The organism is Streptomyces sp. NPDC007929, assembly GCF_042959065.1.
Classification (GTDB): domain Bacteria; phylum Actinomycetota; class Actinomycetes; order Streptomycetales; family Streptomycetaceae; genus Streptomyces.
In genome coordinates this window covers 209,717-223,360 of the sequence record NZ_JBIBKD010000003.1, presented here as the reverse complement: position 1 = coordinate 223,360, position 13,644 = coordinate 209,717, and the positions used below count along the sequence as shown (strand labels likewise).

Genomic DNA, 13,644 nt, shown 5'->3' with positions numbered 1-13,644 from the left:
GACTTGTGACTTGACGACTTGCTTGCTGACTTGTGACTTGCCGACTTGCTGACTTCACGAGGGGGTGGGCGCATGGCCGGTTCGGGGCGTGCGCGGGAGGAGATACGGCGGTTCCTGGACATCGGGGCGGTGCAGGTCGCCGAGCTGGACCTCGACGGTGACGAGGCGGTGCTCAGACCCGGCCCGGGGAGTCCGCCGGTGACGCACGGAGAGGTGTTCGTCCTGGTCAGGAGGGGCGGCCGACCGGTGGGCACCCTGCTCGGGCGGGTATCGGAGGGGGCGGATCCGAAGGCGGTACTGGCCGAGCGGGCGCGGGCGGAGTGCGGGCCGGCCGTCTTCGGCGAACCCGGCGAACCACCCTTCACGACCGTCGTCGTCGCGACCCGGGAGCGGGCCGGGCAGCTGGCCCGGGCGCTGGACTCGCTGCTGGCGCAGGACCATCCGCGGTTCGAGATCGTCGTCGTCGACAACGCGCCGGTCACGGACGAGACGCGGGAGCTTCTGGAGCGGAGGTACGCCGAGCGCGTGCGGTACGTCTGCGAGCCCGTTCCGGGGCTCGCAGCCGCCCACAACGCCGGGCTGGACGCCGTGCGCGGCGAGGTGGTCGCCTTCACCGACGACGACGTGGTCGCCGACCCGCGCTGGCTGACCGAGCTGACCGCGCCGTTCGCCGCCGACGCCGGACTCGGGTGCAGCACCGGGCTGATCCTGCCGGCGCGGCTGACGACCCCGGCCCAGGTGCTGCTGGAGAGCCACGGCGGCTTCGCGAAAGGCTTCACTCCAAGGACGTACGACCCGGCGCACCCGCCGGTCGACGAGCCGCTGTTCCCGTTCACGGCCGGGCGGTTCGGCTCGGGCGCGAACATGGCGTTCCGCACGGCGGTGCTGCGCCGCGTCGGCGGTTTCGACCCGGCGACCGGGGCCGGCACGGCGGCCCGGGGCGGCGACGACCTGTACGGGTTCGTCCGTGTCCTGGCCCAGGGCCACCGGCTGCGCTACACGCCGTACGCCCTGGTGTGGCACCACCACCGGGAGACCTGGCGGGATCTGGAGACCCAGGCCTACGGCTACGGCGCCGGGCTCACGGCGTACCTCACCGCGGTGCTCGTGAACCGGCCCGCGCTGCTTCCGGCGTTCCTCGCGAGGCTGCCGCGCGGGCTCGCGCACGCCCGGACGCTGACGGCCGTGCGCGACACGGACGCGGCGGGCGGCACCGGCACCGGCACCGGCACCGGCACGCCGGGCGACCACGACGAGCGGACGCATCCCTGGCCGCGGCGGCTGTCGCGGTTGCAGCGCCGGGGGATGGTCTACGGGCCGGTCGGCTATCTGCGGGCGCGGTACGCGCTGCGCGCGGCGGTTCGGGAGACGACGGCCCAGCGGGAGAAGGCTGCTCGGCGGGAGAAGGCTGCTGGGTCGGAGAAGACGGATCGGCGAGAGCAGACGGCTCAGCCGGAGAAGACGGATCAGCAGGAGAAGACGGCTCAGCAGGAGAAGACCGCTCAGCAGGAGCGGACCGCTCGGGGGGCGAGATGACGACGTCGGCGCGTACGCGGGGTGAGGGGCCGATATCGCCCTCGGGCACGGAGGCGATCCCCGTCTTCCTCTACCACGCGGTGATGGACGAGCCACCGGAGTGGATCGCCGAGTTCACGGTGACGCCACGGCAGTTCGCGGCGCATCTCGACGTCATCGCGGGCAGCGGGCGTACGCCCGTCACGATCAGTACGGTCGCCGATCATCTGGCCGGACGGGCGCCCCTGCCGCCCCGGCCCGTGCTGCTCACCTTCGACGACGGGTTCGCCGATCTGCCCGGCCCCACCGCCGAGGTCCTCGCCGCACGCGGGCTGCCCGCCACCGCCTACCTCACCACCGGCGCCATCGCCCCGGGCGGCCGCAGTCTGCTGCCGCCCGCACCGATGATGCCCCTGGCCCGGGCGGCGGAGCTGGAACGTTCCGGCATGGAGATCGGCAGTCACACCGTCACGCACGCGCAGCTCGACACCCTGTCCGCCAAGGCCCTGGCGTACGAACTGCGCACCTCCAAGGCGGTGCTGGAGGACGCCCTCGGGCACGAGATCCGGCATCTCGCCTATCCGCACGGCTACAACAGCCCCCGGGTGCGGGCCATGTCGGCCCGGGCGGGCTACGAGACGGCGACCGCGGTGCGGCACGCGCTCAGCTCGGATCGCGACGAGCGGTACCGCATCGCCCGGCTCATCGTCCGGCGCTCCCACACCGTCGCCGACGTCGAGGGCTGGCTGGCGGGTACGGGCGCGCGGGTCGCGCCGTACCGCGACGGGCCGAAGACGATCGTCTGGCGCTGGTACCGGCGAGCCCGTGCGGTGGTGAACGGACCCGAGTTCGCGGGGTGACCCCGGCAGCGACCCCCTGAACGGCTGGTCGAGGTGGGGGCTACCGCAGCGGCTGGTTGAGATAGGGGTCGGCGACCGCCTTGCGCAGGCTGTCCCAGGCCGCGTCGTTCGCCAGCGCCAGGTCGCAGTGCGGTCCGGGGTCGCGGTAGTTCCACTGGAGGGCGGCCTTGACGCCGTCCAGGCCCTTCAGCACCCCGGGCACCTGCGCGTACCACTCGGCCTGCCGCCGCGGGCGGTCGGTGTCCGCCGCGGTGCCGAACTCGGAGAGCATCAGCGGTTTGTCGTCGGAGATGTTCTCCCGGATCCAGTCGTGCGTGGCGCCCTGCGTCTGCGCGAAGGTCAGCCAGTCGGCCTGGTGACAGCGGTAGTAGTTGTACTGGTTGTAGCCGACCCAGTCGACGTAGTCGTCGCCCGGGTACATCTTCTTGATCTCGTCCGCGTGGTCGAGGTACCCGGTGGTGATCCACGTCCACACCACGTTGTCCACGCCCAGTTCGCGGAACCTGTCGTGGATGTGGCGGTAGGCCTTCACATAGTCGGCGGGGGTGCCGTTGGCCGGGGTGCGGGTGTCCATCTCCAGGTCGAAGGAGAGGAACACCTTCTTGCCGTATGCCTTGACGCGCCGGGCCTGGACGTCGATGACCTTCTCGTCCAGCTCGCCGGCCGCGATCTGCTGCCACGTCGGCTGCTGCGCCTTCGTGCCGCCCCACCACTTGCTCTCCCAGGAGAGCAGCAGCAGGTGGTCCTCGCCGACGCGCCGCTCCTCCGGGGTGAGCAGCTGGCCCTCGCGCCGGGTGCCCGAGGCCAGCGACATGTCGTGGTACGTGTACACGATGTCGAGTTGGCGTCCCACGCGCTTCTCGTAGGCGCGCACCTTCTCCGGGAGGTCGTCGCGCTCGTGCGGCACGAAAGCGCCGAACCAGGCGCCGCAGGGTGGTTCGAGGAGGGCCGTGGGGCGGCAGTCCGCGTCGGCGGCTCCCGGGGCCGGTCCCGACGCGTCGCGCAGGGCGAAGGCGGCGACCAGGACGGCGCCGACGACCGTGGCGGACGTGATCAGCAGTCGCCGCCGGCGCGTTGCCGAAGGGCGGGCGGGCCGCTCCTGGTCTTTTCGGTGCTGCCCTCCGGTCGGGCTCGGCGTGCGGCGAAAGGGACGGTGGGGACGGTTGAACCTCACTGAGCGGAACCCTTCGGTGTCCTCGGCCGCGGGGAGGCGCGCAGGGGCGGACAGAACGCGGCGAATGTGGTCAGCAGCGTCAGCGTCAGCAGCACTCGCTGCGCGCTGAAGGTGTGCGTGGCGATCAGTACGGTCGCGACGAGCATCAGGGCCGCGATGCTCAGGAACAGCGTCAGCATCAGCCGTTCCAGCAGGTCGGAGTGGCGGGCGAAGTCCGGGTCCCGGCGCTCCACGGGCCCTTCGGCCGGCCGTGCCCCCAGGGCGGGGGCGCAGACTCTGACCACGGCCGCGCCCGGGCCCGCCGCCAGGAACAGCACGACCGCCGCGCCCCGCAGCGGTGACCCGCCGGGCAGGGCGAGCGCGGCCAGCGCCAGCCAGCCGCCGAACGGGGGCAGCATCCGGACCACGAGTTCCTGCGGTGTCATCGCTCCGCCCCTTCCGACTGCTTCAGCACGTAGAGCCACCCGGCGCTGTTCTCCGCCACCAGCCGGAACCGCGGCGAGGCGGCGACGGACTTCTGGATGCGGTCCAGTTGCGCCTTGTCGAGCTGCCCGTTCATCTCGGAGTTGGCCAGCTGCCCCTGGGTGAGCAGGAAGTAGGCCCGGGCGGGCCGCTCCACCCCGGCCATGTCCCGCGCGAGGGTGGCGGCGGGGCTCTCGACGATCCGGTCGACGTGACTGCGGGCGTCGTCGAGGAACCAGTAGTGGTCGACGCTCCAGTAGGAGGCGTACGCGTCCGGGTAGTTGCGGTTGGCGGCCACGACCAGCGAGCCGTCGGGGGCCTGGTCGAAGAGCTGCCGTACGAGGGCCACTTCCTGCGGCGGGAAGTAGTTGATCCGGTCCTTGCCCGAGTAGGCCGGGACGAACGCCAGGGTTCCGCCGAGCAGCGCCGCCAGCGGCACCCAGGTGGCGATCCCCCACCGGCGGGCCGGGGCGGGGCCGGTGGTCTGCCGTTGGCCGGCCTCCTGGGCGGCGGAGCCGGTGGCGGTCTGCCGTTGGCCTGCCTCCTGGGCGGCGGCGTCGGCGGCCAGGGTGCGGACCTTGGGCAGCAGTGCCGCGGCGGCGAAGAAGGCGGCGCCGGGCAGCATGAACAGCAGCACCCGGAAGATCATCTCGCTGCCGTAGCTGCTCGCCGCGAACATCGGCAGCGGGGCCGCCGCGACCAGCAGCAGGGGCCACGCGCGGTGGCGCAGCACCCGCTGGCGCAGCACTCCGACGGCCGCGAGCAGCAGCACGGACCCGGAGAGCAGCCGGGCCACCCAGGAGGTGGCGATCGCTCCGGTGCCGGTCGGGGTGGCGCCGTAGCCCGTCTCCACGTTGGCCCCGACGTCGCCGATGGAGCGGATCATGTCGGGCATCGCCGCGGAGAGGAAGGGCAGCGCGGCCGTGAGGCACCAGGCGAGGAAGATCACGACGGTCGTGACCACCGGCACCCAGTCGCGGTAGCGGCGGCTCAGGCACAGGGCGAGCAGGCAGACGACGAGCATGCCCGGAGTGAGCTGGTGGGAGATGACGATCGCCACGACCATGACGGTGATCACCACCGTCCACACGGCCAGTCGCGGCCGGTCCCGCCGCACCGCCGATCGCCCGAAGCGCCGCAGGACGACGGCGAGCACGCCCACGTGCAGCGCGTACGCCACCGACTGGGGGGAGAAGTAGTCCTGCCCGACCCAGTTGGCGACGTAGAACAGCCAGACCGCGGTCCAGATCAGCCGCCGGTCCTCGGTGAAGGTGCGGTAGATCAGCAGCAGCGGGAGCAGCAGCATCAGGCTGGAGGCCAGGGGCCACCAGGCCATGAACATCGCCGCCGAGTCCACTCCCAGCAGCCGTTGCAGGGCGGCCTGGGCGGCGAAGAAGCCCGGCCACTGGTCGTAGACGGCCATGTCGCCGACCTGATCGGCCGTCTGCAGGCCTCCGGCCGTGAGCAGGTGGTCGATGACGGCCTCGTGCTTCCACGCCCAGGCGTACAGCGGGGTCGGGTAGAGCACCGCCTGGGTGGCCCGCTCCATCACCAGCAGACCGAGCACGTACGCCGCCGACCAGGCGGCCGGCCGCTGCGCGTCGCGGACCGTGAACCAGAAGCCGGTGGTGAGCACCGCGAGCCCCGCCCAGAAGGTCGGGTGCAGCGCGCTGACCAGCCCGTAGTCGTCGAGCCGCGAGACGTCGGTGTGCCGCATGGCGTACGCCCACAGGGCGAGCGCGACGAGCAGCGGAACGGCGGGCCAGGCCAGGGCACCCCGCCCGGACCAGGCGGGGGGCAGGTCGGACAGGTCCGTCACGGGCGCGTGGGCCGGGCTGGAGGACTCCGAGGAGGAGGGGCTCGAGGCCTGGCTGGCCGTCTCGGGGCGGCTGGAGGAGGTGTTCGCGCCGTCCCGGGCGGGTGTGGGTTCCGGCGTGGATCTCTCCCTCGGTGTGGTTGGCGGACGCACGGTGGTTCCCCCCTGGCGGTTGCTCTCTTCGGCTCTGCTCGGGCTCTGCTTGGGCCTGTTCGGGTTCTGCTTGGTCCCTGTTCGGGCTCTGCTTCAGCTCTGTTCGGGCTCTGCTTCAGCTCTGTTCGGGCTCTGTTGCGGTGGTCGGTCGGCCGTGGGGCGGGCCGGGGCCGTGGTGCGGGTGCGGGTGCGTGCCCACGCCGACACGGCGTGGTGGAGCGGCACGAGCAGCGCGAGGGCGAGGAGCAGGGGCGGCGCGAGGGGTGCGAGCGCGTCGCGCCACACCCAGCCGCCGACCGCCACGAGATACAGAACCCCCCAGCGCCCCGGCCATGTCAGCGGGCCGCCCGCCCTCGCGAGCAGCAGCCCCAACGGGATGAGACACAGCAGCAGGCAGACCGGCGGAGCCCAGCGCAGCAGCGGCTCGGGCCCGCCGAGCCCGGCCACGTCCGCCAGGAAGCCGGCCGTCCTTTCGTACAACGCCCCGTCCACCGCCCGCGGTTCCCGTCCGAGGGCGACCGGTGCGGCGTACAGGGCGAGCAGCGCCGCGGCCAGTGCCGTGCCGGGCAGCCACGGGTCGCGCCGGGTGCTCAGCGTGACGGCGGCGACGAACACCACGAGCAGCAGACCGCCCGCGGTGAGCGACGGCAGGGGCAGGCCCTCCAGCAACTGCCGTCCGGTCAGGGCGGCTCGGGAGGCGCCGTCCAGCCACGGCAGGTCCCGCAGCGGCGCGAGGAAGAAGAGGCAGGCCACCGCGAGCAGGCTCCACAGGGCGCCGCGCAGCCGCCGCTCGCGCGGCTCCTGATCCGGTTCCCCGGGATCCAGGGGCTCCACGGGCTCCACGGGCTCCAAGGAATCCGAGGACTCCAGGGACGGAGGTGGGGGTTCCCTGGTGGGTCCGTCCGGTCGCACGATCAGCGCCAGCGTGTCCGCCTGGAGCGCCTCGCGTTCGTATCCGGGGCGTCCGATGAACAGCGTGACCGTGTCCTGGTCGCCGTCCCTGGGCTGGTAGGCGGCCCGGCGGGCCCAGGTCGTGCCGTATCCGGCGGTGGCGTTGAGTTTCGCCCAGTGCGTGCCGTAGGCGAGGTCGGCGGGCGTACGGGCGGGGGGCGCGCTGTCGTCGTGGCGCAGGGCCGCGCGCAGTCCGGCCGTGGAGACGGCGGCGATCAGCGTCATGCTCAGCAGTACCGCCCAGCCGGCCCCCGCGATCCCCGCCGGGGTGAACAGCACGGCGGCGCTGCCCAGCACCAGGGCGCACATGGTCCCTTGGAGCGCGGCCAGTACACCGGTGCGCCCCTGGACGCGCAGCACGCCGATGTACAGCTCCACCACCACCCGGGGCAGGGCACCGAGGGCGAGCAGCCGCAGCACGGTCGAGCCGTGCTCGGCGTAGTCCGGACTGAAGGGCGTGAGGATGTACGGGGCGAAGACGACCAGCACGGCCACGACCGGGACCAGCAGCAGGGTCATGCGCCGCAGTGCGCCCCGGACGCCGTCGGCGAGTTGACGGGGGTCGTGCGAGGCGTGCGCGGTGAGCGACGAGGCCATGTTGATGGCCATGAACTCCATGGTGCCGCCGACGGTGTAGGCCACGTAGAAGTAGCCGTTCTCGGCGGCGCTGAAGCGGACGGCGACCATCACCGGCAGCAGGTTGATCATCGCCAGGCTGAACAGCGCGCCCAGCGAGTCCCCGGCCAGGAAGCGGCCCATCTCCTTGAGCCTCGGGGGTTCCTTGTCGCGGTCGGCCGCCGCCTGGCGCGGGATGAGCCTGCGGAAGATCAGCCAGCCCAGCGGCAGCGTGGAGAAGGCGATCGCCACCGCCCAGGAGACGAAGATGCCGAGGACGGGCAGCGTGCCGGCGAAGACGGCCAGCAGGGCCAGCTTCCCGACGGAGAACACCGCGTTCCCGGCGGGCACCCACTCCGCCTTGCGCAGTCCGGTGAGCACCCCGTCCTGGAGGGTGAGCAACGCCCAGGCCACGCAGGCCGCGACGAACACCGCGCCCGCCATGGGTGTGCCCAGCGGGGCGTAGGACGCTCCCCAGGCGTCCAGCGTGAGCAGGAAGACGGCGGCGGCGAGCGCCACGACCAGCGAACTGGCGACATACGTGCCCCACACCAGGCGCCCGGTCTCGCGTCCCGCGCGCGGGACGAAGCGGACGACGGCGCCGATCATCGTCGTGGCGGTGATGCTGGCGAGCAGCCGCATCGCGGCGATCGCGGCCGAGCCCTGGCCGACGGCCTCCTCCGTGTAGTAGCGGGCGGCCACCAGCCAGAAACCCAGGCCCAGTACGGCGGAGACGCCGGTGCTGAGCATGAGGAAGTAGGCGTTCTTGAACAGGGAGTCGTGGGTGTGGTCACTGTCGGCGGGCTTCGGTCCGCCGCCGTCGGTGCGCGCGGCGGCGGGCTCGTGCACCTGGATCTCAGCCACGGGAGCGTCCCAGCCCTCCCGCCGCGGGCCGGTTCCCTGGCCGTTCTCCCGGCGCCGGCCGGTTCCCGGGCCGTTCTGCCGGAGCCGGGACGGGTCGTGCCCCGGAGCGCTCCAGGACCTCGACGACCGTCCGTGCCCGCAGCGGGTCCACGGGCAGCGCGTGCCGCGCGAACCAGCGGGCCGCCTCGGGGGCCGGTGAGGGGTCGGTGAACTCCGGGCCGGCGTAGTCGTCCAGGGGCGGGTCGTAGAGGTAGCCGACGACAATGCCCTCCCGGGCCAGGGCCGCGATCGCCGCGTCCCGGTCGGCCACGAACAGCGGGACGCGGAACAGCGGCTGCGTCCCCTGGCCCTCGCGCGGCTTGGCCCAGGGCGTGGACAGCAGCAGTTCGGTGCCCGCCCGGCACGCGTCCAGCACCTCTTCCAACCGGTCGAGCTCGTGGCCGATGCGCCGCAGCCGCAGCCGGCCGGGCTGAAGCCGGTAGTCGTGCATGTCGACGCGCACCCACGGGTGGTGGGCGTCGAGCCCGGGTGTCTCGCGGGCGGCGCGGGCGAGTTCGTCCGGGCGCAGCGGCATCCGGATGTCCTCGCGGTCCGCCAGCCCCAGCAGCCGGATCGCGGACCGGGCGGCGCGCCGCAGCCGCAGTCCGCGCACCGCCGCCTCCGCGTACGGCCGGACCAGGTAGGCGAGTTCGGCGCTCGTGCGGCGCGGCGCGAGCAGTCCGGCGCAGGTCTGCTCCACCGCCTCCCGTAACCCGGGGTCGGCGAGCGAGAGCATGCCTCCGGCCTTCGCCCCGACGTGTTTGGACAGGCTGAACACCGACGCCTCGCCCCACGCCCCGACCGGCCGGTCCCCCACCCGGCTGCCGATCGCGTGCGCCCCGTCCTCGAACAGCGGGATCCCCAGCGCGTCGCACTTGTGCCGCAGGCGCGGCGCCGGGTCCGGGTTCCCGTACAGGTTCGTGGTGAGCACGGCGGACACCGAGCCCCACACCTCGTCCGGCACGGCATCGATGTCGATGGCCGCGTCCAGCGGGTTCAACGGCGCCTGCACCGGGCGCAGTCCGGCCGCGAGCACGACGAAGAAGATCACGTCGTCGTTGACCGGCGACATCAGCACGCGTCCGCCGGGCGGGCACCAGTGGCGCAGCGCCACGTACAGCCCGAAACGGCACGACGGTACGTACACACATTCCCGGCCGAGCCGGGCGCGCATGGTCTCTTCCAGCCGCTTCGGCTGTGCACCACGCCGCACCGAACCCGGACCGGCCTCCCCTATGGCCATCCGCCCCCCAGATGTGCCGTCGGAAAGCCCCCTCCCCGAGGCCTTCCGGCACCCGCCCAGAGTCGCCCCGTTCGCACCGCTCCGTCAAGATTGCGTCACGTCCTGTGGATAACTTCCGGCACGTACGAATGCGGCGTCCCGTCCGGCCCGCCGGAGTCGCCCCGTCCGGGCCCACCCGGGCCCACCTGCCCCGTTCGTCCCCCTCCACCTCCTCGGACTCTGCCCAGGACCGGTGAGTCACCCGTAACGTGTGGCACGACCACGAAGACGTGGCGACGACTTGGCACACCCGAAAGCGAGGCAGCACCCGATGCCCCCCTTCGATGTCCCCGAGGGCGACCCCTTCGGCCCGCACAATCTGCCGTACGGCGTGTTCTCCCTGCCCGGCTCGTCCCACCGGACCGTGGGTGTCCGGCTCGGCGACCAGGTGCTGGACGCGGGCGCCGCCGCCCACGCGCTCGGCTCGCCGTACGCCTCCCTGCTCGCCCGGCCGACCCTCAACCCGCTGCTGGCCGCGGGGCGTACCGCCTGGTCGGACGTGCGGCGGGCGCTGACCGCCTGGGTGACCGTGCCCTCCCACCGCGAGGCCGTCGCCCCGCTGTTCCACCCCCTGTCGTCGGTGGATCTGCACCTGCCGTTCGAGGTCGCGGACTACGTCGACTTCTACGCCTCCGAGAACCACGCCCGAAACGTCGGGCAGATCTTCCGCCCGGACGCGGAGGACTCCCTCACCCCCAACTGGAAGCACCTGCCCATCGGCTACCACGGCCGCTCCGGCACGGTCGTCGTCTCCGGCACGGAGATCGCCCGGCCCTCCGGTCAGCGCAAGGCCCCCACGGACGCCGCCCCCGTCTTCGGCCCGTCCGTCCGCCTGGACATCGAGGCCGAGGTCGGCTTCGTCGTCGGCGTGCCGTCCCGGATGGGCGCGCCGGTGGCCCTGGGCGACTTCCGCGAGCACGTGTTCGGGCTGTGCCTCCTCAACGACTGGTCCGCCCGCGACGTCCAGGCCTGGGAGTACGTGCCCCTCGGCCCGTTCCTCGGCAAGTCCTTCGCCACGTCGGTGTCGGCGTGGATCACCCCGCTGGACGCCCTGGAGGAGGCTCTCGTGGCGCCTCCGGCCCGGACGCACGAGCTGTTGCCGTACCTGGACGACAGCGACGAGGAACCCGGCGGCTACGACCTGCGGATCAGCGTCGCGATCAACGGCCACGTCGTCTCCGAGCCGCCCTTCTCCACCATGTACTGGACGGCCGCCCAGCAGCTGGCCCACATGACCGTCAACGGCGCCTCCCTGCGCACCGGTGACCTCTACGGCTCCGGCACGGTCAGCGGCCCGGCGGAGCGTGAGCGCGGCTCTCTGCTGGAGCTGACCTGGAACGGCCGCGAGCCCCTCGAACTCCCCGACGGCAAGCGGACGTTCCTGGAGGACGGCGACGTGGTGACCCTCTCGGCCTGGGCACCGGGGCCGGACGGCGCGCGGGTGGGGCTGGGCGAGGTGACCGGGCGAGTGGTCCAGGGCTGACGCCGGACGGCCGGGGGCCAGCCGACGCTCGCCCCCTCGGCCCCTTCCGTTGCCGTCCGACCCCTGACGCACACCGCCCGGCCCGTCATACTGGGCGCGGGGCGGTGTGCCCGCACGTACGTCGCGCTCGTCGTGGCCCTCGGTGCGCACAGCGGCCGCCCTGCCCCGCACCACCCGTGTCCGCCCCTCTTCCGACGAGGAACCGGAGCCCGTGGCCATGACCGTCTGCCTGCTCCTGCTGAGCGTCGTCGCCGTGACGGCCGCCGTCCCCGTGCCCCGGGCGCTGACCCGGGCCGCGTGGCCCGAGCGGGAACCGGTGGTCGCGCTGTGGGTCTGGCAGTGCCTGGTCGCCACGGTCCTGCTGGCCTGCGTGACGGCGCTCTCCCTGGGCGCCGCCGCCGTCTTCGGCACGGTCCGCGCCCAGTTGTTCGCCCCGGCGCCTCCGGCGGTGACAGCGGCGTACGACCTGTCCACCGCCCCGCCGTGGGCCGCCGCCCTCACCCTGCTGCTGGCCTGCGGCGCCGCCTGGACCACCGCCATGCTCGCGCGGGAGCTCGTCGAGGCGCGCAGGCGGCGTGCCCAGGCCCGCGCCCATCTGCGCGAGCGCGCCCCCGATCTGCCGGCCGGGCTGCCGGCGGCCAAGGGTCCGCTGCTGGTCCTGGAGGACGAGTACCCGGACGCCTGGTGGATGCCGGGGAGCCCGCCCCAGCTGATCGTCACCACGGGCGCCCTGCACCGCCTCACCGGCCACCAGCTCGACGCCGTCCTCACCCACGAGCGCGGCCACGCCCGGGCCCGCCACGACTGGCTGCTGCACCTGTCCACGGCCCTGGCCACTGGCTTCCCCCGCATCCCGCTGTTCGCCCACTTCTGCGACCAGACGCACCGCCTGGTCGAACTGGCCGCCGACGACACGGCCTCCCGCCGCTGCGGCCATCTGACGACCGCCCTGGCCCTGATCGAGCTCAACCAGCACCGCGGCGTCCTGTCCTGCGCCTCCAGCAACCGCCTGCTGGGCGAGCGCGTCGACCGGCTCCTGGAACCGCCGCCCCGGCTGGACCGCCGGCACCGTGCCCTGACCACCACGACGGCCGCGCTCGTGCCGCTGCTCCCCCTGCTGATCGCGTTCGCCCCGGGGCTGACGGCGCTGTCGTAGCCGGACGGGCCCGCGCCGTGCCGCGGTGTGGCGTGCCGTTCCGTTCCCTGCCGTTCCATTCCCGCCCGTTCCGTTCCCTGCCGTTCCGCTCCGTGGTGGCGGATCTCCCCGCGGGCCGGCCGAAACCGCAGGTCAGGAGTCGAACCGATCACACTCGCGATGGCGCAACATTCCCGCAACACCACTTTTCCTATCGGATAGGTATGGTCCGAGCCATGCCCAGTGACCGCATCCGAGACCACGCCGGACAGGGAGCCGCGACCACCGTCGCCGCCCACCGCGCGCGGCGACGGCTGCGCGCCGACCGGGCCCGGCAACTGGCCGACCTGCTCCGCCAGCAGGCGCTCACCGGCGCCTTCCCTGGCGGCACCCTCCCCCACGAGTCGGTCCTCGCCACCGAGTACGGCGCCAGCCGCAACACGGTCCGCGAGGCGCTCGACCTGCTGCGGGCCGAGGGTCTCGTGGAGCGTCAGCCCGGCGTCGGCACCGTGGTCGTGGCCCACAAGTACCCCCACGGCCTGGACCGCCTGATGGGCCTCGCGGAGACCCTGCGTGAACACGGGCGGGTCACCAACGAGGTCCGCACCATGGGCCCCGCCCCGGCCCCCGCCCCCGTCGCCGACCGCCTCCGGCTCGCGCCCGGCACCGACGTCCTCTACATCGAACGCCTGCGCAGGCTCGGCGGCCTGCCCCTGTCCCTCGACCTCACCTACATCCCCCTCGACATCGGCGCCGAACTGCTCGGCGCCGACCTGGAGAACACCGACGTCTTCCGCCTCCTGGAAGCCGTCACCGGCCGGCACCTCGGCCACGCCGAGATCACCCTGGAAGCGGTCAGCGCGGACACCCACTCGGCCGCCGTGCTCGAAGCCCCGCGCGGCGCCGCCGTCCTCATGCTGGAACGCCTCACCCACCTCGCGGACGGCCGCCCGGTCGACCTGGAGTTCATCCGCTTCCGCGGCGACCGCATCACCATGAGCGGCCTGCTGCACCGGACCCGGTAACCACCCCGCTCGCGCACATCCCTGGAGACAGCCATGCCCTTGGCGCCCCAGCGGGCCGACGTGCCCGTGACCATCGACGAGTCGAAGTGCATCGACGGCTGCACGCTCTGCGTGGACATGTGCCCGCTGGACTCCCTCGCCATCGACGAGCGCAACGGCAAGGCCTACATGCATGTCGACGAGTGCTGGTACTGCGGCCCGTGCGCGGCCCGCTGCCCCACCGGAGCCGTCACGGTCAACATGCCCTATCTGCTCCGGTGAGAGGCCCGA

11 protein-coding genes are annotated in these 13,644 nt (G+C 73.2%); 6 read left to right on the top strand and 5 right to left on the bottom strand.

Annotated features, from left to right (window positions below; genetic code table 11):
- Positions 1-72: 72 nt before the first annotated feature.
- Together ACFZDE_RS10600 and ACFZDE_RS10595 are read left to right on the top strand one after the other, a co-directional pair.
- Entirely contained in the window at positions 73-1,536 is a 1,464-nt protein-coding gene (locus ACFZDE_RS10600; RefSeq protein ID WP_391199321.1) for a glycosyltransferase, read from the top strand.
- Positions 1,533-2,375, top strand: coding sequence for a polysaccharide deacetylase family protein (locus ACFZDE_RS10595; RefSeq protein WP_391199318.1), 843 nt, complete (start codon positions 1,533-1,535; stop codon positions 2,373-2,375). The genes ACFZDE_RS10600 and ACFZDE_RS10595 overlap by 4 nt, the downstream gene beginning before the upstream one ends.
- Before the next feature lie 40 nt (positions 2,376-2,415).
- Here ACFZDE_RS10595 and ACFZDE_RS10590 read toward each other — a convergent pair whose 3' ends face one another.
- The 5 genes from ACFZDE_RS10590 to ACFZDE_RS10570 all read right to left on the bottom strand — a co-directional run bounded on the left by ACFZDE_RS10590 (position 2,416) and on the right by ACFZDE_RS10570 (position 9,692).
- The gene (locus ACFZDE_RS10590) at positions 2,416-3,549 is read right to left on the bottom strand and encodes a glycosyl hydrolase (RefSeq protein ID WP_391199315.1); all 1,134 of its coding nucleotides are present in this window, start codon (positions 3,547-3,549) and stop codon (positions 2,416-2,418) included.
- Positions 3,546-3,974, bottom strand: a complete 429-nt coding sequence (locus ACFZDE_RS10585; protein ID WP_390992922.1) for a hypothetical protein — start codon at positions 3,972-3,974, stop codon at positions 3,546-3,548. Before ACFZDE_RS10585 ends, ACFZDE_RS10590 begins: the two co-directional genes overlap by 4 nt.
- Positions 3,971-5,830 carry a glycosyltransferase gene (locus tag ACFZDE_RS10580; protein ID WP_391199890.1) on the bottom strand — a complete coding sequence of 620 codons (1,860 nt, stop codon included), beginning with the start codon at positions 5,828-5,830 and terminating at the stop codon, positions 3,971-3,973. Before ACFZDE_RS10580 ends, ACFZDE_RS10585 begins: the two co-directional genes overlap by 4 nt.
- Before the next feature lie 243 nt (positions 5,831-6,073).
- Positions 6,074-8,410, bottom strand: coding sequence for a lipopolysaccharide biosynthesis protein (locus ACFZDE_RS10575; protein WP_391199312.1), 2,337 nt, complete (start codon positions 8,408-8,410; stop codon positions 6,074-6,076).
- Positions 8,403-9,692, bottom strand: a complete 1,290-nt coding sequence (locus tag ACFZDE_RS10570) for a DegT/DnrJ/EryC1/StrS family aminotransferase (RefSeq protein ID WP_391199309.1) — start codon at positions 9,690-9,692, stop codon at positions 8,403-8,405. Before ACFZDE_RS10570 ends, ACFZDE_RS10575 begins: the two co-directional genes overlap by 8 nt.
- Positions 9,693-10,002: 310 nt before the next feature.
- Here ACFZDE_RS10570 and fahA point away from each other — a divergent pair, with 310 nt between their 5' ends.
- The 4 genes from fahA (at position 10,003) to ACFZDE_RS10550 (ending at position 13,635) form a co-directional block, all read left to right on the top strand.
- The gene (gene fahA, locus ACFZDE_RS10565; protein ID WP_391199306.1) at positions 10,003-11,214 is read left to right on the top strand and encodes a fumarylacetoacetase; all 1,212 of its coding nucleotides are present in this window, start codon (positions 10,003-10,005) and stop codon (positions 11,212-11,214) included.
- Between the two features lie 217 nt (positions 11,215-11,431).
- On the top strand, positions 11,432-12,370 hold the full coding sequence (locus ACFZDE_RS10560) for a M48 family metalloprotease (RefSeq protein WP_390993924.1): 939 nt from the start codon (positions 11,432-11,434) through the stop codon (positions 12,368-12,370).
- Between the two features lie 215 nt (positions 12,371-12,585).
- The gene (locus tag ACFZDE_RS10555) at positions 12,586-13,374 is read left to right on the top strand and encodes a UTRA domain-containing protein (RefSeq protein WP_391199304.1); all 789 of its coding nucleotides are present in this window, start codon (positions 12,586-12,588) and stop codon (positions 13,372-13,374) included.
- A 33-nt stretch (positions 13,375-13,407) separates the two neighbouring features.
- The gene (locus tag ACFZDE_RS10550) at positions 13,408-13,635 is read left to right on the top strand and encodes a ferredoxin family protein (RefSeq protein ID WP_003992261.1); all 228 of its coding nucleotides are present in this window, start codon (positions 13,408-13,410) and stop codon (positions 13,633-13,635) included.
- The last annotated feature ends 9 nt before the right edge of the window (positions 13,636-13,644 follow it).